This window comes from Cupriavidus sp. 05L411 (assembly GCF_056398045.1).
The window spans coordinates 13,502-34,193 of record NZ_JBFTOQ010000008.1; the positions used below are offsets into that span (position 1 = coordinate 13,502).

16 protein-coding genes are annotated in these 20,692 nt (G+C 67.3%); 9 read left to right on the forward strand and 7 right to left on the reverse strand.

What is annotated here, in order from left to right:
* Positions 1–8: 8 nt before the first annotated feature.
* Genes AC1DQR_RS11370 through AC1DQR_RS11380 form a run of 3 tightly spaced genes read right to left on the reverse strand, consistent with a single transcriptional unit; the run spans position 9 to position 6,493 of the window.
* Positions 9–1,352 (reverse strand): branched-chain amino acid ABC transporter substrate-binding protein, encoded by a 1,344-nt coding sequence (locus AC1DQR_RS11370; RefSeq protein WP_416049758.1) that lies wholly within the window; start codon positions 1,350–1,352, stop codon positions 9–11.
* A 20-nt stretch (positions 1,353–1,372) separates the two neighbouring features.
* Entirely contained in the window at positions 1,373–4,711 is a 3,339-nt protein-coding gene (locus AC1DQR_RS11375) for an acetyl-CoA carboxylase family protein (RefSeq protein WP_477133052.1), read from the reverse strand.
* 51 nt (positions 4,712–4,762) lie between these two features.
* Entirely contained in the window at positions 4,763–6,493 is a 1,731-nt protein-coding gene (locus tag AC1DQR_RS11380; protein ID WP_477133053.1) for an AMP-binding protein, read from the reverse strand.
* Between the two features lie 217 nt (positions 6,494–6,710).
* Here AC1DQR_RS11380 and AC1DQR_RS11385 point away from each other — a divergent pair, with 217 nt between their 5' ends.
* Both AC1DQR_RS11385 and AC1DQR_RS11390 read left to right on the forward strand, forming a co-directional pair.
* On the forward strand, positions 6,711–7,376 hold the full coding sequence (locus AC1DQR_RS11385) for a TetR/AcrR family transcriptional regulator (RefSeq protein WP_477133054.1): 666 nt from the start codon (positions 6,711–6,713) through the stop codon (positions 7,374–7,376).
* Positions 7,377–7,574: 198 nt separating this feature from the next.
* A complete protein-coding gene (locus tag AC1DQR_RS11390; RefSeq protein WP_416049754.1) occupies positions 7,575–9,257 on the forward strand; it encodes a long-chain fatty acid--CoA ligase in 1,683 nt (560 codons plus the stop codon).
* An 82-nt stretch (positions 9,258–9,339) separates the two neighbouring features.
* On the opposite strand, the gene AC1DQR_RS11395 is transcribed toward AC1DQR_RS11390, so the two are convergent.
* From AC1DQR_RS11395 to AC1DQR_RS11410, 4 genes are all read right to left on the reverse strand, one after another.
* Positions 9,340–9,798 (reverse strand): hypothetical protein, encoded by a 459-nt coding sequence (locus AC1DQR_RS11395; protein WP_416049753.1) that lies wholly within the window; start codon positions 9,796–9,798, stop codon positions 9,340–9,342.
* On the reverse strand, positions 9,795–10,313 hold the full coding sequence (locus AC1DQR_RS11400; RefSeq protein ID WP_150986796.1) for a MarR family winged helix-turn-helix transcriptional regulator: 519 nt from the start codon (positions 10,311–10,313) through the stop codon (positions 9,795–9,797). Before AC1DQR_RS11400 ends, AC1DQR_RS11395 begins: the two co-directional genes overlap by 4 nt.
* 68 nt (positions 10,314–10,381) lie before the next feature.
* Complete coding sequence (locus tag AC1DQR_RS11405) at positions 10,382–11,398, reverse strand: Bug family tripartite tricarboxylate transporter substrate binding protein (protein WP_416049752.1); 1,017 nt, start codon at positions 11,396–11,398, stop codon at positions 10,382–10,384.
* 200 nt (positions 11,399–11,598) lie between these two features.
* Positions 11,599–12,711, reverse strand: a complete 1,113-nt coding sequence (locus tag AC1DQR_RS11410; RefSeq protein ID WP_416049751.1) for a porin — start codon at positions 12,709–12,711, stop codon at positions 11,599–11,601.
* A 330-nt stretch (positions 12,712–13,041) separates the two neighbouring features.
* Here AC1DQR_RS11410 and coq7 point away from each other — a divergent pair, with 330 nt between their 5' ends.
* The 7 genes from coq7 to AC1DQR_RS11445 all read left to right on the forward strand — a co-directional run bounded on the left by coq7 (position 13,042) and on the right by AC1DQR_RS11445 (position 20,620).
* Complete coding sequence (coq7, locus tag AC1DQR_RS11415) at positions 13,042–13,665, forward strand: 2-polyprenyl-3-methyl-6-methoxy-1,4-benzoquinone monooxygenase (RefSeq protein ID WP_477133055.1); 624 nt, start codon at positions 13,042–13,044, stop codon at positions 13,663–13,665.
* 433 nt (positions 13,666–14,098) lie between these two features.
* Positions 14,099–14,527: a division/cell wall cluster transcriptional repressor MraZ gene (gene mraZ / locus AC1DQR_RS11420; RefSeq protein WP_150986800.1), complete on the forward strand. Its 429-nt coding sequence runs from the start codon at positions 14,099–14,101 to the stop codon at positions 14,525–14,527.
* Positions 14,528–14,534: 7 nt separating this feature from the next.
* A complete protein-coding gene (gene rsmH, locus AC1DQR_RS11425; protein ID WP_416049750.1) occupies positions 14,535–15,548 on the forward strand; it encodes a 16S rRNA (cytosine(1402)-N(4))-methyltransferase RsmH in 1,014 nt (337 codons plus the stop codon).
* Positions 15,545–15,868 (forward strand): cell division protein FtsL, encoded by a 324-nt coding sequence (gene ftsL, locus AC1DQR_RS11430; protein WP_043349840.1) that lies wholly within the window; start codon positions 15,545–15,547, stop codon positions 15,866–15,868. The genes rsmH and ftsL overlap by 4 nt, the downstream gene beginning before the upstream one ends.
* Entirely contained in the window at positions 15,865–17,664 is a 1,800-nt protein-coding gene (locus tag AC1DQR_RS11435; RefSeq protein WP_150986803.1) for a peptidoglycan D,D-transpeptidase FtsI family protein, read from the forward strand. Before ftsL ends, AC1DQR_RS11435 begins: the two co-directional genes overlap by 4 nt.
* The gene (locus AC1DQR_RS11440) at positions 17,661–19,208 is read left to right on the forward strand and encodes a UDP-N-acetylmuramoyl-L-alanyl-D-glutamate--2,6-diaminopimelate ligase (RefSeq protein ID WP_416049749.1); all 1,548 of its coding nucleotides are present in this window, start codon (positions 17,661–17,663) and stop codon (positions 19,206–19,208) included. The genes AC1DQR_RS11435 and AC1DQR_RS11440 overlap by 4 nt, the downstream gene beginning before the upstream one ends.
* Positions 19,205–20,620: a UDP-N-acetylmuramoyl-tripeptide--D-alanyl-D-alanine ligase gene (locus AC1DQR_RS11445; protein WP_416049748.1), complete on the forward strand. Its 1,416-nt coding sequence runs from the start codon at positions 19,205–19,207 to the stop codon at positions 20,618–20,620. Before AC1DQR_RS11440 ends, AC1DQR_RS11445 begins: the two co-directional genes overlap by 4 nt.
* Positions 20,621–20,692: the final 72 nt, after the last annotated feature.

The following is a 20,692-nucleotide window of genomic DNA, read 5'->3' on the forward strand; positions in this document are numbered from 1 at the left end:
TGGACTGACTAGGTGCCCGTTGGACGCTTCATCCGGCAGACCGACGGCAGGTTCAGGTCTCCCCCTGCCGTCGTGCTGTCGAGGCGGAAGCCGTACTGCGTGCCTTCCACGCCAACCTTGACGGTCTTGCCGTCCACCGGCGCAATGGTCGAGACCACCTGCGGCAGCAGCAACTGGTGATCGCTCTTGCGCATCAGCACGTCGCCAACGGGCGAGCGGTACTGCATGCCCTCGAGCGCAAACGCGATGCTGGTCGGGTCGTCGGATCTGGCGCGGCGAATCGCCTCGCTGAGCATTTGCACGGCGATCAGCACGCGCGGGGCGAAGTACTCGCCCGCCGGGGTTTGCCTGACCCGCGCCGCCAGCGCAGCTAGCTCCGGATCGTCGCCGTTGGGCAGGTACTCGGCCACCCAGGTCAGGTGCGCGTTCTTTGCCTGCGACACGGCCAGTACCGTGCCGGGCGCGCCGCCGCCGCTATGGTTCAGGTAGTTCAGTGCGTAGCCGGCCTCGCCGCCGGCCTTGATCAGCAGGCTGAGGTCCTGGCCCCAGTTGCCCGTGACCACGGTATCGGCGCCGCTTTCCTTGATCCGGCTCATGTACGGCGCGAAGTCCTTGACTCGCGCCAGCGGGTGCAGCGCCTCGCCGACGAACTGCACGTCGGGCCGCGCTCCCGCGATCATCTGCCGGCCCAGTGCTGCCCAGATGCGGCCCTGGGTGTAATCCTGGTTGAGCAGGTAGACCTTGCGCATGCCCTTTTGCTCGCGCGCGAAATTGGCCAGCGCGCGCATTTTCATTGCCGTGTTCGCCTCGGTGGCGAAGTGCCAGAAGCTGCAGCGCACGCCCGTCAGGTCGGGGTCGAGCGAGGCGTAGTTCATGATCAGCACGCGCTGCCCGGGGTTGCGCTCGTTGTGCCGGTTGACGGCCTCCACCAGCGCCGTGACCACCGGCGAGCCAGATGCGCCGGTGAACACCACGTGCACGCCGGCGTCGATCGCGCTTTGCAACGCGATGAGGCTTTCCTGCGCAGAGAGCTTGTTGTCGTAGCTCACCAGCGCGTAGTTGCGCCCGAGCACGCCGCCTTGGGCGTTGGCGTCGTCGAGCGCGAATTTCAGGTTGGCCTGGAAGATCTGGCCCACGTTGGCCAGCGGCCCGGACAACTGGTCGATGAACGCCACCTTGATGGGTGCGGCGGCGGCGTCTTGCGTTTTTTCCTGGGCCTTTTCCTGGGCCTGTAGCGGCAGCGCGCCGACCAGCGCGAGCGCGGCAACGGCGACGCTGCGCATGAACACGCCACGCGCCAGCGCGGCGACCCTGGCGGTGGCGCGTGCCGCGCGCCTCAAGTCATGGGACATCGATCCTCTCCTTCTGCTTGTCACCACGTGTCGATGAAACGGCGCGATCCGGCCGCCGGCGTATCGCGCGCGGCCGATGCCGGGAGCGCCGAGGCCAGGCCGCGCAGCAGCCAGTGGCGTGTGTCGGCCGGGTCGATGACGGCGTCGATTTCCAGGTGGCTAGCCATATTAAGCGCTCGGCCACGCTGGTAGGCGCCCTCGATCATGCGCGCAAACAAGGCTTCGCGCTCGTCCGGGTCAGCCACCGCCTCCAGTTCCTTGCGAAAGCCCAGCCGGATCGAGCCCTCGATGCCCATCGCGCCGAACTCGCCGCTGGGCCAGGCTGCGGTAAAGAACGGCGCGCTGAAGCTGCCGCCCGCCATGGCTTGCGCGCCTAGGCCATAGCCCTTGCGCAGCACTACGGTGAAGAAGGGCACGCGCAGCGCGCCGGCGGTGACGAACAGGCGCGAGACGTGGCGCACCGTGGCGGTCTTCTCCGCCTCCGGTCCCACCATGAAGCCGGGCGTGTCGCACAGCGAGACGATGGGCAAGCCGTGCGCATCGCACAACTGCATGAAGCGCGCGGCCTTGTCGGCGGCCGCGGCATCGATGGCGCCGCCCAGGTGCCGCGGGTTGTTGGCGATGCAGCCGAAGGCGCGGCCCTCGATGCGGATCAGCGCGGTGATGATGCCCGCGCCAAAGGCGGCGCGCAGCTCCAGGACGGAGTCGTGATCGGCCAGCGCTGCGAGCACGCCGCGCATGTCGTAGCTGCGCAGCCGGTTCTCAGGAATCAGGTGGCGCAGCGCGCGCGCATCGCCAGCCTCCCAGTCGGGCAGGTCGCCCTGGAAATAGGACAGGTAGCGGCGCGCCGTCTCCACCGCCGCTATCTCGTCGTCGACCAGCACATCGATCACGCCATTGGGTGCTTGCACGCTCACCGGGCCGACTTCCTCCGGAGCGAACACGCCGAGCCCGCCGCCTTCGATCATGGCCGGGCCGCCCATGCCGATGGTGGCGTTGCGCGTGGCGATGATCACGTCGGCGCAGCCTAGCAGCGCGGCATTGCCGGCAAAGCAGCGCCCGGAGACGATGCCCACCAGCGGCACCTGGCCGGACAGCCGCGCGAACTGGATGAAGGACGTGCAATCCAGCCCGGCCACCACCGGGGTGTCGGTGTCTCCGGGCCGCCCGCCGCCGCCTTCGGCGAACAGCACCACCGGCAGGCGCCACTGGCGCGCCAGCGCCAGCATGCGGTCCAGCTTCTTGTGGCCGTAGAAGCCCTGTGTGCCGGCCAGCACCGTGTAGTCGTACGCCAGCACCATGCAGCGCGCATCCGTGGCCGGGAAGCGTTCGGCGTTGACGGTGCCAATGCCGGTGACGATGCCGTCGGCCGGCGTCGCGCGCTCCAGGTCTTCCACGCTGCGGCGCTGGCGCTGTGCGGCGATGGCGAGCGCGCCGTACTCGATGAACGAGCCTGCATCGCACAGCTGGGCGATGTTCTCCCGCGCGGTGCGCCCGCCGCGGGCATGGTGCTTGTCCACCGCCTGCGGGCGGGCCGCGTCCTGCGTGAGCGCGTGGCGGGCCAGGGCGTCGCGCAGGTCCGCGCGGATATGGGCGGGATCCACGGCGGCGCCGGCCTGCGCCCCATGATGGCCGCCTTCATCCAGCGACAGCACGATCACCGGCGCGCCCGCGCGCAGCACGTCGCCGGGCGCGGCCAGCACGCGCAGCACTTCGCCCGCGCCCGGCGCTTCCAGCGGGTGCTCCATCTTCATGGCTTCGATGATGGCCAGCGATTGGCCGCGCCGCACGCGGTCGCCGGGGCGCACCTGCACCGCTGCCAGCGCGCCGTCCATGGGCGCGCTGAGCAGCTCGGCATCCTCGGGCAGGTCGTCCGGCAGCGTGGATGCGAGCGCTTGCGGGCTGCTGGCCGCGGCCACCGCATGCAGCGCCGGATGGCCGGGATCGCTGCCCTGCGACTGCGCAGCGAGGGCCGGTAGCGCCGCGTCCAGGTACTGCGTGTGGACTGCGTTGCGCCGCACATCGTCGCGCAGCAGCAGGTCCTGCAGCAGCCTGCGGTTGGTGTCGATGCCCTCGATGCGGAACTCGCACAGCGCCCGATAGGCCTGGGCCAGCGCGCGCGCGTAGTTGCCGCCGGGCTCATGCACGATCAGCTTGGCCAGCAGCGAGTCGAAACGCGGGTTGACCGTCATGCCGGCATGGCCCGCACCATCGACCCGCACGCCGGGGCCGCTGGGCGGCTCGTAGGCATCGATGCGGCCGCTGGCGGGGCGCAACTGGCCCTGCGCGTCGAGGTGCTCGGCGTTGATGCGCAACTGCACCGCGATGCCGCGCGGCGCGGGCGCCTGCGCCAGCCCGAGGCGGCCGAGATCCTGTCCGGCGGCAATGGCCAGCTGCACCTGGACCAGGTCCACGCCGGTCACCATTTCCGTGACGGTGTGCTCCACCTGCAGGCGCGGGTTGGCCTCCATGAACCAGAACTCGCCATCCGCACCATTCGCAGCAGCCGCACCCAGCAGGAACTCAAAGGTGCCGATGCCGCGATAGGCGCTGGCGCGCGCCAGCGTGATCGCGGCCTGGGCCAGGCGCGCACGCATGCCTGCATCGAGCGAAGGGCTGGGTGCCACTTCAACCAGCTTCTGGTGCCTGCGCTGCAGGCTGCATTCGCGCTCGCCCAGGGCGATCACGCCGCCGGCCGCATCTGCCACTACCTGGATCTCGATATGGCGCGGCGCATGCACGATGCGCTCCACGTAGACGGCGCCATTGCCGAATGCGGCCGTGGCCTCGGAGACGCAGCGGGCATAAGCCTCGTCGATGTCCGCTGCCGCGTGCACCGCGCGCATGCCGCGCCCGCCGCCGCCGGCCAGCGCCTTGATCATCATGCCCGCCGCCTTGCCTGGCGCTTGCAGCGAGGCAAAGAACGCATGCGTCGCTTCCAGCGTCGTCGGCCCGGTGGAGCCCGGCACCACCGGCACGTCGCACTCGTGCGCCAGCGCGCGCGCGCGCGCTTTGTCGCCGAACAGGCGCAGCACATCGGGTGCGGGGCCGACGAAGGCCAGGCCGGCATCCAGGCAGGCCTGGGCAAACTCCGCGTTCTCGGACAACAGGCCGTAACCCGGGTGGACCACGTCGCAGCCACTGCGGCGCGCGGCGTCCACTACCTGCGCGATATCGAGGTAGGCGCGCGGGCCGGTGCCGGGCAGCGCCACCGCGCCATCGGCCTTGCGCACGTGGAGGGCGTCGCGATCGTCCTCGCTATAAAGCGCCACGCTTTCCAGGCCCATTGCCGCGGCGGCGCGGGCGATGCGGATGGCGATTTCACCGCGATTGGCGATCAGTAGCTTGCGCAACGTCATGATGCGAAGAAGGTGAGTGTGGCGGATTTCATAGGCAAGGGCATCGCGGGATCAGCCAAGCTGCTCGGCCAGCGGCGCCAGGTCCTGCTTGCGCACCTTGCCCGTGGCGGTCAGCGGCAGGGCGTCGACAATATGCACCAGCGGCACCTTGTAGACGGCCATGTTGGCGCGGCACCATTGCACCAGCGCCGCGTTGTCTAGCGTGCCGATGGCTTCGGGCTTGAGCATGACAAAGGCCACCGGCAACTGGCCTCGGTCCTCATCCGCGCGGCCCAGCACCGCCGAGCCGAGAATGGCCGGATGCTGGCCCAGCAGCGCCTCGATCTCGGCCGGGAACACGCTCATGCCGTTGACCTTGAGCATCTCCTTGCGCCGGCCCAGGTAGTGCAGATAGCCGTGCTCGTCGATCAGGCCGATGTCGCCGGTGTGGAACCAGCCGTTGCGCAGCGATTCGCGCGTGGCGTCGGGTTTGTTCCAGTAGCCTTTGAGCAGGGTCGGCGTGCGCACGCACAGCTCGCCCTCGGCGCCCGGCGGCAGCAGCTCGCCGCTGGCGAAGTCGCAGATCTTGAACTCGGTGCCGGGCACGGGCAGGCCGACAAAGATGGGCTGGGCGCGCAGGTCCAGGTCATCGTCCTGCATGCCGTAGGCAAAGGTGTTGCAGGTTTGCGTCTCGGTCATGCCCCAGGCGGTCTCTGCGATGACCGAGCCGGTCAGCGCCTGCCACGCACGGCGATAAGGCAGGTTGAGCTTCTTGACGAAGGACGATACGCCCACGTAGCGCAGCGAGCGCAATGCGTACTGCGCCGCGCGCGGGTGCTCCATCACCTCCACCGCGTTGTCCACCAGCATCGAAGCGTTGGTGACTTGGTAGCGCTGCACCGCCGCCATGAAGGTCTCGGGATCCCAGCGCGCCAGCAGCACCAGTGGGATGCCGAAGAAGGCGGGGAAGATCAGGCAGAGGTTTTCGCCCGCGATCCAGAACTCGGGGAAGAAGCCCAGCATGACGCTGTCGTCGGCGATGTCGAGCGAGACCGTGCCGAACGCGGCCGCCATGTCCACCATATCGCCCTGGGTGTGGATGCAGCCCTTGGGCAGGCCGGTGGTGCCGCCGGTGTAGTTGAGCGCGGCCACGGCATCGAGCGAGGCCGGTGTGGCAGGGGCTGCGTGCGTGCACGCCGCCATCGCGGACAGCAGGTCGATGGCGTGGCCGTCCGCTTCGCAGTCATGGCGCGGGGCCTTCACCATGGGCGGCAGCGGCAGTGTGGGCTCGGTGGGAATCACATCGGCAAAGCTGGTCGAGAACAGCAGGGCGAGCGGATCGCGCGCGCCCAGCGCGGCGCGCGTTTCGCGTACCAGCGGCACCAGCTGGTCCAGCGCGATCAGCGCGCGCGGCGTGCTGTCGGTGAGCGCGTGCTGCAACTCGGCGCGCTGCGAGAGCGGGCTGATCGGCACGTACACGGCGCCCAGCTTGAGGATGCCGAAGAACACGATGTGGAACTGCGGGCAGTTCGGCATCAGCACCGCCACGCGGTCACCGGCGCCGACGCCGTGTGCTGCCAGCAGCGCGGCGCAGCGCTCGCTCTGCGCGTCCAGCTCCGCGTAGGTGGTTTCGTGGCCGTAGAAGATCACCGCAGGGCGGTCTGGCCGGGTGCGGCCCCAGTGGCGCAGCATGTCCGTGAGCGGCTGGCGCCCCAGCGGATATTGCGGTGTGCGCGGGGTGCGCTCGGGCCATGCGCGCTGCCAGCGCGCATGCATGTCGGCCAGGTAGGTCGTTTCGTCCATTGGCGGTGTCTCCTTGCTGATGGGCCGCCAAGCCGGCTTGGGTTGGCGAAATTTACTCTTTGGTATATTTGTTTACCCTTAGGTATGATCGTATTGGCATTGCCGTCATGCGTCAAGCCAGATGCCGCCCGCGTGAATCCAGGTTTCAGGGGGCGCGGGTCAACGCCAAAACGGACTGCCGGGCCTTCCAGCCGCGGCGCCATGCGAGAATCGCGTCATGCCGACTGCACAGAAAACCGCTCCCGCCGCCGAGGCCGCTCCGGAAATCGCTCCGGAAGCCGTACCCGCCCGCTCGCATATCGCCGAGCGGCAGGAAGCGCGCCGCCGCCAGATCCTCGATGCCGCTGCCCAGCTGTTCTATACCAAAGGCTATCCCGGCATGACGATGAACGACCTGTGCCGCGCGCTGGGCGTGACCAAGCCGGCGGTGTACTACTACTTCACCGACAAGTACGAGATCTTCGACATCTTGTGCCGCGAGTCCGCGCAGACCTGCCTGCCGGTCATCCGCGAGACCGCCGACCCGGCACTGCCGGTGCGCGAGCGCCTGCATACCTGTCTGCTGGAAATGGCGCGGCGTTGCATTGCCTGCTACGTGCCCGCCACGCTCAGCTTTCGCGACAACCAGTACCTGCGGCCGGAAACGGTGACGTGGCTGGGCAATATGGCGCGCGCCTTCTACCGCGACCTCTATGCGTTGATGGAGGAAGGCAAGCGCACGGGCGTGTTCAGCTATGGCGACGCGCGCGTGACCGCGCATGCGATCGGCAGCGTGGTTGGCTTCATGTACACGTGGCACCAGCCTGAACGCATGGGGGTGCAGGCGCTGGCGGAAGAGCTGGCCACGAGCATGATGAAGATCGTGTTGCCGGTGAACGCCTGACTTCGGCAAGGCTTTTCGTTGCGGCCTGGCGCAAGCCGCTAGGGGAATTCCCCAGTCCGGGTTGAACTGTGCGCTAAACTTCACGTCAGACGATGGGGAAGGTCCAGAGGACTTCATCTAACGTGTTGTCTTAACCGGGTCGCGCGTTTAGCATCTGTCGAAAATCGAACGACCATTCAGAAAATCAGGAGACGGTGCATGGAAAGACTGTGGCTGAAGCATTACCCGGCCGGCGTGCCTGCCGAGATCGATAGCAGTCAGTTCCGCTCGCTGGCCGAATTGCTCGAGGCGTCCTTCCGCACCTATGCTGATCGCCGTGCCTTTGTGTGCATGGACAAGTCGATCACCTACGGCGAACTTGACCGCATGTCGCGGCAATTCGCGGCGTGGCTGCAGTCGCGCGGGCTCAAGCCGGGCGCGCGCGTGGCCATCATGATGCCCAACGTGCTGCAGTATCCGGTGGTGCTGGCCGCGGTGCTGCGTGCCGGCTTTGTCGTCGTCAACGTCAATCCGCTCTACACCCCGCGCGAACTCGAGCATCAACTCAAGGACAGCGGCGCCGAAGCGATCGTCATCCTCGAGAACTTCGCCACCACGCTGCAGCAAGTGCTGCCCGCCACGCCGGTCAAGCATGTGGTGGTGGCCAGCATGGGCGACCTGCTGGGCGGCCTCAAGGGCGCGATCGTCAATTTCGTGGTGCGCAACGTCAAGAAGATGGTGCCGGAGTGGGAGCTGCCCAACTGCGTGCGCTTTAACGCAGTGCTGGCAGAGGGGCGCGGCATGCAGTTGCAGCCCGCCACCACGGGCCCGGACGACGTTGCCTTCCTGCAATACACCGGTGGCACCACTGGCGTGTCCAAGGGTGCCGTGCTGCTGCACCGGAACATCGTCTCCAACGTGCTGCAGTCCGAAGCCTGGATGCAGCCGGCGCTGGCCAAGGGCGCACCGATCGACCAGGTGATCACCATCACGGCGCTGCCGCTGTACCACATCTTCGCGCTGACGGTCTGCTGCCTGCTGGGCATGCGCAGCGGCGGCCTGAGCGTGCTGATTCCCAACCCGCGCGATATCCCCGGCTTCATCAAGGAGCTGCAGAAGTACAAGTTCAACATGTTCCCGGCGGTCAATACGCTGTACAACGCGCTGATCAACAGCCCGGATATCGACAAGGTCGACTTCTCTGGCTTGCGCGTGGCCAACGGCGGGGGCATGGCGGTGCAGGAAGCGGTGGCCAAGAAGTGGCTGGCCAGGACGGGCTGCCCGATCATCGAGGGCTACGGCCTGTCGGAGACCTCGCCTTCGGCGACCTGCAACCCGACTGATTCCGACGCGTTCTCCGGCACCATCGGCCTGCCGCTGCCGTCGACCGACATTGCCATTCGCGACGACGACGGCGCGGACGTGCCGCTCGGCCAGGCTGGCGAGATCTGCATCCGCGGCCCGCAGGTGATGGCCGGCTACTGGAACCGCCCGGACGAGACCGCCAAGGTCATGACGGCCGACGGCTTCTTCAAGTCCGGCGACATCGGTGTGATGGACGCGCGCGGCTACACCAAGATCGTCGACCGCAAGAAGGACATGATCCTGGTGTCCGGCTTCAACGTGTACCCGAACGAGGTCGAAGGCGTGGCCGCAGAGTGCCCGGGCGTGCTGGAGGTGGCCGCGGTGGGCGTGCCCGACGAGCATTCGGGCGAAGTGGTCAAGCTGTACGTGGTCCGCAAGGATCCCGCGCTGACAGAAGCCGAGCTGATCGCCTTCTGCAAGGAGCGCCTGACCGGCTACAAGCGGCCCAAGTTCGTGGAGTTCCGCAGCGAGTTGCCCAAGACCAATGTGGGCAAGATCCTGCGCCGCGAGCTGCGCGACAGCCGCAAGGCGGCCTGAGCGAAGAGCGCAAGCCAGCCACGCACGCCGCAGCAAGAACGGCCTCCCGCAAGGGAGGCCGTTTTTCATTCGGCGGCGCGCGTCAGCATTCCCGCGAGGGCACGAGCAGCGGCTCGGGGGCGCCGTCGGGATAGACCATCCGCACGCAGGCGCCGGGCTCCAGACCAGGCGCGGCAGGGCCATTGACGATGACGTTGCCGCCGCTGCCATCCAGTGGTGCCACCGTGTACTGGAACAGGTCCATGCGCGGCCGCGGCTGCGGGCGTAACAACGAGTTCAGGTCGACGGCAAAGCCAACGCCTGCGCCGCTCCAGCTACCACCGTTCCACGCACCGCCGCCAACGCCCACGCCGGTGCTCACTGCACCGTTGTCCGGCATGTCGACCTGGCCCACCAGCGTCTTCGCGCCGATGCGCCCTAGTTTGATGGTGACGTTGAGTGGTGACACCTCGGGTCCTGGCGGCGTGCTCCGGCAAGCTGCGAGGAGCAGCGTCAGCAGCAAGGCGCAAAGCGTGCCCGGTCCCGAGCGGGCTGCGTTCATGCGCTCACCAGCCCGGTCTTGAGCCGGCCCAGCAAGCGGAACAGTGCGCGCCGGTCGGTCTGGGGCAGGCCGCCGAACAATTGCTCGATCCAGTCTTCATGCGCGCGCGCCATCTTGGAAAACGCGGTGCGTCCGGCCGGCGTGAGCCGGATCAGGTAAGCGCGGCGATCGCTTGGCAAAGCCTCGCGCGAGACCAGGCCTTCTTGCTGGAGCTGGTCCGTGATGCCGGTGACGTTGCCGCCGGTGACCATCATGCGGCGCGACAGCTCGCCCATCTTCAGGCCCTCCGGATGGCGGTCGAGCTGGGACATCAGGTCAAAGCGCGGCAGGGTGCAGGCGAAATCCTGGCGCAGCCGGGAGCGGATGTCGGCCTCGACCAGATTGGTGCAGGTCAACAGGCGCAGCCACAGGCGCAGGGCGTCGTGGGCGTTATCGTCGGCGCTGGTTTCGAGATCGACCGGCGCCTCTTCGGCGCCGGCCTTGGGCGGGGCCTCGGCGGCAGGTGGGGTGGGCATCGCGGCACGCTGGTTGTTTGATGCCTCAAGTATATGCGCTTGCATGCCGCCACGGGCCGGCGCGCGCCTCAATCCACCTTGGCGCCCGAGTCCTTGACCACCTTGGCCCACTTGGTGAGCTCGGCGCGGATAAAGGCGGCGAACTGCTCCGGCGTGTTGCCGACCGGGTCGGCGCCCTGGCCCAGCATCTTTTCCCGCATGGCCGGCGTGGCCAGCGCGCGCGCGACTTCCTGCTGGATGCGTGCGACGACCTCATGCGGCGTGCCGGCAGGCGCCAGCAAGCCGAACCAGGAACTGGCCTCGAAGCCCGGCAGGCGGGCCGCCTCTGCCACCGTTGGCACACCCGGCAGCGCCGGCGAGGGTTTGGCGCTGGTGACCGCCAGCGCCTTGAGCTTGCCGCTCTTGATCAGCGCCATCGACGAGGGCAGGTTGTCGAACATGAGCTGCATGGTGCCGCCGGCCAGGTCGGTCAGGGCCGGGCCGCTGCCCTTGTAGGGGAAGTGCACCATGAAGGTACGGGTCTGGGTCTTGAACAGCTCGCCCGCCAGGTGGATCGAGGTACCGTTGCCGCTCGAAGCCATATTGAGCTTGCCGGGGTTGGCGCGCGCATAGGCGATCAGGTCGGTGACGCCGTTGATGCGGTTTTGCTGCGCGAAGGCGGGGTTGACCACCAGCACATTGGGCACAGAGGCCACCTCGGTGATGGGGGTGAAGTCCTTGACCGGGTCGAACGGCAGCTTGCCGTACAGAGACTGGTTGATGCCATGCGTGCCCACCGTGCCCATCAGCAGCGTGTAGCCGTCCGGCGCGGCCTTGGCGACCATGTCGGTGCCGATGTTGCCGCCCGCGCCCGGCCGGTTGTCGACGACTACGTTCCAGCCCTGGAGCTTCGACAGCTCGGCGGCCACTGCGCGCGCCAGGATGTCGGTCGTGCCGCCGGCGGGGAACGGCACCACCAGGCGGATCGGCTTGTTGGGGTAGGGATCCGCGGCTTGCGCGGGCGCTTGCCAGGCGAGGGGGCCAAGGCAGGCACCGGCGAGGGTGGCAAGCAGCCTTTGGGTCGCGCGGCGGCGGGTGCGGTGCATGGGGTCTCCTTATGGGTGCCTGCGTTTTCTGCCGGACGGCGCGACGCCGCAGTACGCATCGCCGATACATCCGGAAGGCTGCTGCATTGTAGTGTCGGCATAACAATGTGCCGATAAGGTGATGCCCTAGGGCCGAGAGGCGAGGCAGCGCCATGAAAAAAGGCACCCGAAGGTGCCTTTGCCGTGCCAAGCGAATGGGCTTAGAACTTGTGGCGGATACCGACGCCGACGCCGAGCATGTTGTCGTTGTTGGAGCCGAGGAAGTAGCCGTTGGCGAAGCTGATTGCCGAGGTGTCGAAATTCAGGCCGGCGTTCTTCGCGTACGCGGCCGTCAGGTAGATGTCGGTGCGCTTGGACAGGTTGTAGTCGGCGATGAACGAAACCTGCCACGGGTTCTTGACGTTGACGCCGCCGAGGTTCTTGACGTCGTCATAGTTGTACTGCAGCGTCAGGCCCAGCGGTGCGGTGACCTGGTAGTTGGCACCGATCCAGTAGTAGTTGTCGCGCAGAATGGGCGCGCCGTTCTGTGCCTTGGCCTGGCCCCAGCGATAGCCGCCCATGATCTTGGCCGGACCGAAGGCATAGCTGCCCGCCACTGCCGCCTTCTTGAACGTACCGGTGTCGCCGGTCGCGCTCAGGGTCGGGTTGTACTGGTCGTAGGCGATGGTCGCGCCGAACGGACCGGCAGCGTAGGCCACGCCGGCGCCGTAACCGGTGTCGCGGCGGAACTGGCCCGGGACTTCGCCGTTGCCTGCCACGCCGTTGCCGAAGGACCAGTGCGCGATCGCGGTCACCGGACCGAATACGCCCGTGTACTTGGCGGTGTTGTCGGAGCGGAAATTCAGGCCGAGCTGGGCGACAACCGGCTCATACTGGGTGGCGTAGCCGCTGGGCGAGAAGTTGGCGAGCAGGTCGAACAGCGTGGTGTACTGGCGACCAAAGGTGAAGCGGCCAGCCTGGGCGCTTTCGATACCCACGTACGCTTGACGACCGAACAGGCGGCCGCCTTGCTGCAGCGAGCCGGAGTCGAGGGAGAAGCCGTTTTCGAGCACGAACAGCGCCTTCAAGCCGCCGCCCAGGTCTTCCACGCCGCGCAGGCCCCAACGCGAGCCGGACAGGCCACCGGAGGACATGCGAAAGACGGAGTTGCCGCGACCGGTATTGAGGCCGTTGGCGACCGACGGTGCAACGCCGAGGTGATTGACGTATTCGAGGTTCATATCCGCAACGCCGTACAGCGTCACGCTGGACTGGGCCTGTGCGGCACCCGCGAATGCACCCAACGCAGCCAGCGCGAGAAGCGATTTTTTCATGCTCGATGATCTCCGTGTAAGAATTATTGGTGGCCAGCGGAGAAACCTCCTGAGTCTCCATTTTCCGCTTACCCAACTTCGTCAGAAGCTGCCAACTACTGTAACAAACCGCCTTCGATTCACAATCGGGTTCACTGCCCTTGTCAGCTTTTCACAACTCAGGGTTTTGGAGTATCCGGCCCTTGCCGGCGCGGGCCAGGCGGGAGAAGCCCGGCAAGCCGCCACGGTACAATGCGGGAAATCCCGAGGGCGTATTCATCGGTCCATCTCCCCCTTCAGCCAGGGCGTGGAACGCGGAGCCGCTCCGAGCAACCACCAGCGCATGCATCCATGGATACCTTGATTCGCGAATTCGATGTGGCCTTGCGCGCGATCGCAGGCGTCACCCGCGCCAGCCGCGCCAATCCCGCCGAGGCGCTTGCGCCCGATGCGCAGAGCCTCGACGAGACGCAACGCCGCCACGTGGCCGGGCTCATGCGCATCAACCACGTGGGTGAGGTCTGCGCACAGGCCCTTTACCAGGCCCAGAAGCTGACCGCGCGCACGCCGCAGGTCCGCGCGCAGATGGATGAGGCCGGGCGCGAGGAAGAAGACCACCTCGGCTGGTGCGCCGAACGCCTGCGCGAGCTCGGCTCGCGTCCCAGCCTGCTCAACCCGCTCTGGTACGCGGGCGCGTTTGCCATTGGCTGGGCGGCGGGGCGAGCGGGCGACCGGGTCAGCCTGGGATTCGTCTCCGAGACCGAGTACCAGGTCGAGCAGCACCTCAATGGCCATCTCGAGCAGATCCCCGTTGCCGACGACCGGTCGCGCGCGATCCTGGAGCAGATGCGCGATGACGAGGTGAGGCACGGCGCCGCCGCGCGCGAGGCGGGCGGCATGCCGCTGCCCTCGCCGGTGCGCGCGATGATGCGGGCGGCCTCCAAGGTGATGACCACCGCCGCGTATCGGATCTGAGGGACGGCGCCGGAGCGGGAAGCCCCGCCCCCGCCAGCCAGGTACCCCCCGTGCGCGGGGTAGACGCGAAAACGTTGTATCCTTCCATCGGTCCGGCTCGGCCGTTTTTCCTGCTGCAGGCAGTTCCTTCCTCAGTTGTTCTCAGGTGGTTTCTCTGCTTTCTTCCATAAGATCTTCATTTCATTGGGAATTCACTTTTTCGGTGCGCGAGGTGTGCGCGCTAAGTCATTGTTCTAATTAAAAAAACCCGGATTGTTGCCCCATAACGAGCCTTGACCCGTGAAATCGCTTCCTCTAAAGTGGGAAATAGTGTGAGGAAGTGTGTTTTTGTGTGAAAACGCAGTCTGGCTATGGGATCATCGCCCAACGTCGGATTTAAAGGATTCACGCGCCAGCCGGTGGCAAGCATGCCGGCGCGGACCGGGGAGCTAGCTTGTTTCAGGGCGCATCGGCGCTGTCACTGGATGCCAAGGGCCGGATGTCGATTCCGGCGCGGCACCGTGAAGCGCTACAACAGCAGGCCGAGGGCCGGGTAACGCTGACCAAGCACCCGGACGGCTGCCTGCTGCTGTTTCCGCGCCCTGAATGGGAAAATTTCCGTGGTCGCATTGCGGCTTTGCCGATGGACGCGCACTGGTGGAAGCGCATCTTCCTGGGCAATGCCGCTGACGTCGACATGGACGGCGCGGGCCGGGTGCTGATCGCGCCCGAGCTGCGTAGCGCCGCCTTGCTCGACAAGGAAGTCATGCTGCTCGGTATGGGCAGCCATTTCGAAGTCTGGGATGCCGCAACCTACGCCGCCAAGGAACAGCAGGCGATGGCGCAGGGCATGCCGGAAGCATTAAAGAATTTCTCTTTCTGACGAGGTCATGAGCTCAACCCAAACGCCGGGGACCACCGCCCTGCGCCATCGCACCGTGTTGCTGGACGAGGCTGTCGAAGCCCTGGTCTGGCGGCCCGATGGCGTCTATGTGGACGGCACCTTCGGCAGAGGGGGGCACAGCCGGGCAATTCTGGCCCGGCTGGGCCCGGCCGGGGCACTGGTGGCCTTCGACAAGGATCCGGCAGCAATCGCAGAGGCGGGCACCATCAAGGATGCCCGCTTCTCCATTGAGCACACCAGCTTCGCCGAGATGCCGGCGGCGCTGGCGGGCCACGGAAAGGTCGCCGGGATATTGCTCGACCTGGGCATCAGCTCACCCCAGATCGACGACGCGGAGCGGGGTTTTTCCTTTCGCTTCGAGGGACCGCTGGACATGCGCATGGACACCACGCGCGGCATGACCGCCGCGCAGTGGCTGGCGCAAGCGGATGAGCAAGACATCGCAAGGGTGATACGGGACTATGGGGAAGAACGGTTTGCTGTACAGATTGCAAAGGCGGTTGTTGCTCGCCGGAGCGAACCCGGCCATGGCGGACCGCTTACCACTACTGCCGAGCTTGCCTCGCTCGTGGCGAAAGCCGTCAAAACACGCGAGAAGGGTCAGGACCCTGCGACCCGCACCTTTCAGGCTCTACGGATTCACGTCAATCAAGAGCTTGCGGACCTCGAAAGCGGCCTGAGCGCCGCTTACGACTTATTGCAGGAAGGCGGGCGGCTGGTGGTCATCAGTTTTCATTCGCTTGAGGACCGCATCGTCAAGCGGTTCATGCAGGCGCACGCCCGTCCGCAGCAGAATGCCGATCCCGCCATGCGCCGCGCGCCCCTGCGCGCGGACCAGCTGCCGCAGCCCACGCTGAAGCTGCTCGGCCGGGTCAAGCCGGGCGCCGAAGAGGTTGCCGCCAATCCGCGTGCCCGCTCCGCGGTGATGCGCGTGGCCGAGAAGCTGCCGTCCCCGGCGTCCCCTTCGTCCGCCTCCACTCAGAAGGCGGGCCGCCCATGAACCGCCTGACTTTCTTCCTGCTGGCTGCCCTGATGCTGTGCGCGCTCTCGCTGGTGAGCGCGCAGCACCAGGCCCGCACCCTGTTCGTTGCCCACGAGCGCGCGCAGGCGGAAGAAAAGCAGCTCGACATCGACTGGTCCCGCTTGCAGTACCAGCAGAGCTCGCTCGGCAAGAGCGCGCGCATCGCGGACGCAGCCCGGACACAGCTGAAGATGACGCCGGTGCTTCCCGGCAGGACCCAATACCTGGCCGGCGTGGTGCTGGACGCGCCGCCCGCCAGCGCGCCCGCGGCTGCAGCACCCGAGGGGAGTAAGCCATGACCATCGCCCGGCCCTCGCAAAACGCCCAGCGCGGCAACCCTTCGCGCCCGCGCACCGGCCAGTTCGCCGCTAGCCCCGTGCTTGGCCTGCGCCTGCCGATGTGGCGCTCGAAGCTGGTGGTGTTCATGATGTTCGCCGCCTTCGTCGCCCTGGCTGGGCGCGCGCTTTGGATCCAGGGTCCGGGCAACCAGTTCTACGAGGCCGAAGGCAAGAAGCGCTTCCAGCGCACGCTCGAGCTGCCCGCAACGCGCGGCAAGATCCTCGACCGCAATGGGCTGGTGCTGGCGACCAGCTTGCCCGTGAAGGCCATCTGGGCGGTCCCGGAGGACGTGCCCGACGAGATCGACGCTGACAAGATCCGCCAGTTGAGCAAGCTGCTCGACATGAGCGACAAGGAACTGCGCCGCAAATTCACGGAAGACAAGAGCTTCGTCTACCTGAAGCGCCAGGTGCTGCCGGATGTCGCGGACAAGATCGCCGCGCTCAAGATCGAAGGCATTCACCAGACCCGCGAATACAAGCGCTTCTATCCGGAAGGCGAGGCGATGGCGCACATCGTCGGCTTTACCAATGTCGAAGACCGCGGCCAGGAAGGCGTGGAGCTGGCACGCGAGGGCGTGCTGGCCGGCAAGTCCGGCGCGCGCCAGGTGATCAAGGACCGCCTTGGCCGCGTGGTGGAGGATGTGGGCATCCTCAAGACGCCGCGCGACGGCGAGGACCAGCAGCTCTCCATCGACGCCAAGATCCAGTACCTGGCCTACAACGAGGTCAAGGCCATCGTCGAGCGCAGCAAGGCGAAGGCGGCCAGCGCTGTGGTGCTCGACGCGCAGACCGGTGAGGTGCTGGCGCTGGCCAACTGGCCGACCTACAACCCCAACGACCGCACCCGCCTGTCGGGCGAGCAGCTGCGCAACCGGGTCCTGACCGACACCTTCGAGCCGGGATCGATGATGAAGCCGATCACGATCGGCCTGGCGCTGCAGCTCAAGCGTGTCACGCCGTCGACGGTATTTGCCACGACGGGCAAGTTCAATTACGAAGGCGCCACCATCAGCGACACCCACAACTACGGGGCGCTGACCGTGGCCGGCATCATCCAGAAGTCCAGCAACATCGGCACGACCAAGATTTCGATGCTGCTCAAGCCGCAGGAAATGTGGGATATGTATATGAGCGTGGGTCTGGGCCAGGCGCCCAAGATCGGCTTCCCCGGCGCCGTGGCCGGACGGGTGCGCCCGTACAAGAGCTGGCGGCCCATCGAACAGGCGACCATGTCCTATGGCTACGGCCTGTCGGTGTCGCTGTTCCAGATCGCCCACGCTTACACCATCTTCGCCCATGATGGCGAACTGATCCCGGTCACCATGTTCCGGAACCAGGGCCCGGTCACTGGCGAGCGCGTGCTGTCGCCCGAGGTGGCGCGCCAGGTGCGGGCCATGCTGGAGACAGTGACGGCGCCTGGCGGCACTGCGCCCGAAGCCCAGGTGATGGGCTACCGGGTTGGCGGCAAGACGGGCACGGCGTACAAGCACGTGGGCCGCGGCTACGACCGCAGCAAGTACAGGGCTTCCTTCATCGGCCTGGCGCCGATGTCCAACCCGCGCGTGATCGTGGCCGTGAGCGTGGATGAGCCTACCTCCGGCAGCCACTATGGTGGCGCTGCGGCGGGCCCGGCCTTCTCCGCGATTACCGGCGGCGCGCTGCGCGCCCTCAATGTGCAACCGGATTCGCCGATCCGGCAGTTGGTCGTGAGCGACAAGGTGCAGGAAAGCGAACCGTGGAGCGCGACGCAATGACCCGGACGCTGCTCCCTCTCGAAGTGGCCGCGCTGGCTGGCGATGCCTTGGCCTGGCTGCGCCAGCACGCGCCCGCCGGCGCCAAGCTGACGGGCGACACGCGCCGGCTGGCCCAGGGCGACGTGTTCCTTGCCTATGTGCTGGGCAATGCGCGCCTGTCGACCGATGGCCGCCCCCATATTGCTCAGGCGATTGCCCGTGGCGCCAGCACCGTGGTCTTTGAGGCCGATGGTTTCGCCTGGCCGCATGGCGAAGGCGTGCCGCATCTTGGCGTGTCGGGCCTGCACCAGCTCGCCGGCCCGATTGCCGCCGGCTGGTATGACAACGCCGCGCGCGATCTCGCCGTGACCGGCATTACCGGTACCAATGGCAAGACGTCGTGCTGCCAGTGGCTGGCGCGCGTGCTGCAGGTCGCGGGCAAGCGCTGCGCCACCATCGGCACGCTTGGCACCGGGTTTCCTGATGCGCTCACGGCGACCGGCTTCACCACGCCCGACGCCGTCCAGCTGCAGGACAGCCTGGCCGCGCTGCATGGCGCCGGCGCGCGCGCGGTCGCCATGGAAGTGTCCTCGCACGGCCTGGAGCAAGGCCGCGTGGCCGGCACGCACTTCGCGGTGGCGGTGCTGACCAACCTGACCCAGGACCATCTCGACTACCACGGCACCATGGCCGAATACGAGGCGGCCAAGGCCCTGTTGTTCCAATGGCCCGGCCTGCGTGCCGCCGTGATCAACCGCGACGACGCCATGGGTGGTCGCCTGCTGGTCGGCCCCGCGCTCGCCGCGCCGGTGATCGAGTACGGCATCGATGGCGCGGCCGGCCCGACCCGCAAGGCAGGCCAGTGGCTGCGCGCGACCAACGTGCGCGCCACCGCTGCCGGCACGGCCTTCCATGTGGATGGCAGCTTTGGCAGCGCCGATGTCAGCACGCCGATGATCGGCGCTTTCAATGTCAGCAACCTGCTCGCCGTGCTGGGCGCCACGCTGGCCAACGGCATTGCCTGGGACGCTGCCATCGACGCGCTGCGCACGCTCAAGCCGGTCGATGGCCGCATGGAGTTGTTCGGCGGCAGCCATGGCGGCCAGGACGGGCCGCTGGCAGTGGTCGATTATGCCCACACCCCGGATGCACTGGAAAAGACGCTGGACGCGCTGCGCCCCGTGGCCCAGGCCCGCAAGGGCCGGCTGTGGTGCGTGTTCGGCTGTGGCGGCGACCGCGACCCGATCAAGCGCCCGCTGATGGGCGAAGTGGCCGAGCGGCTTGCCGACGAGGTGGTGCTGACCAGCGACAACCCGCGCAGCGAAGACCCGCAAGACATCCTGAACGCCATTGCCGACGGCATGGCGGATCGCAGCCGCGCGCACCTGATCGAGGACCGCGCAGCCGCCATCCTGTATGCCATCAAGCACGCCACCGTAGCCGATGTGGTGCTGGTGGCCGGCAAGGGGCACGAAGCCACCCAGGAGGTGCAGGGCCGCAAGCGGCCTTTCTCCGACCGCGAGCATGTCCGGCTGACGCTGGGCACGCGTGGGGTGTCAGCATGACGCAATACACCATGACCGATTTGCAGCAAGCCGCCGGCTGGATCGCCGGCGCGCGTCTTTCCGGGCCCGATGGCGCAGCCAGCCGGGCGTTCTCGCGCGTGCTGACGGACAGCCGCACGGTCCAGCCCGGCGACCTGTTTGTCGCGCTCAAGGGCGAGCGCTTCGATGCGCACGATTTCCTGGCCGACGTGGTGGCGCGTGGCGCCGCCGCGGTGCTGGTGGACCGTGAGCCCGACGCCGCGCTTGGCATTTCCGCCATCGTGGTGCCCGATACCCGCCTGGCGCTGGGCCAGCTGGCCGCCGGCTGGCGCCGCCGTTTCAGCCTGCCCGCGGTCGCGGTGACGGGCAGCAACGGCAAGACCACCGTCAAGGAGATGATCGCCGCGATCTTCGCGGCGGCGGTAGGGGAGGGCGCCCGCCTAGCAACGGGCGGCAACCTGAACAACGATATCGGCCTGCCGCTGACCGTGCTGCGGCTGTCCGCCGTGCACCGGCTCGCCGTGCTCGAGCTCGGCATGAACCACCCGGGTGAGACCGTCTACCTGGCCAGCATCGCACAGCCTACCGTGGCGGTGGTGACCAACGCGCAGCGCGAGCACCAGGAGTTCATGGTGAACGTGGAGGCCGTGGCGCATGAACACGCCGCGGCGATTGCGGCGTTGCCCGCAGACGGCGTGGCGGTGTTCCCGCTCGACGCCGAAGGCGGCGGCGCGCATGCCGGCATCTGGCGCCAGGCAGCCGGTGCGCGCCGCGTGCTGTCGTTTGGCCTGGATGCCAGCGCCGATGTCCGCGCCGATGTGGCTCTGGACGACGGCGTGCAAGTGATGCAGGTCAGCGCGCCTGGTGCTGCGTTCGAGGTCCGCCTGTCGGTACTTGGCACCCACAACGTGCGCAACGCGCTGGCGGCGATCGCCTGCGCGCTGGGCGCGGGCGTCGGCATCGAGGCGATCCAGCAGGGGCTGGCCGGGTTTGCCGCGGTCAAGGGCCGGCTGCAGGTCAAGCATGCCACCGGCGGCACGCTGGTGATCGATGACAGCTACAACGCCAATCCCGATTCGGTACGTGCGGCCATCGACGTGCTGGCCGGGTTTGCCGCGCCGCGTTTGCTGGTGCTGGGCGACATGGGTGAAGTGGGTGACCAGGGGCCGGCCTTTCACACGGAGATCGGCGCCTACGCGAACGCGCGCGGCATCGAGGCGCTGTGGGCAACCGGCGAGGCCATGGTGCACGCCGTGCAGGCATTCGGCGCCACAGCCCGGTATTTCGAGCGGGCCGAGGACCTCGCCCAGGCGTTGGCGCAAGACAAGGACGGTGCCGTGGCGGCAGCAAGCGCGGTACTGGTGAAGGGATCTCGGTTCATGCGGATGGAACGGATGGTCAATGCGCTGGTCGCAAACACTCCCGCGCATTAATCGTCATCAACAGTTATTTACGCAATCAATCAGATAGCCCGGCGCCGCTGGGTGGTTGTCGAAAGGAATACG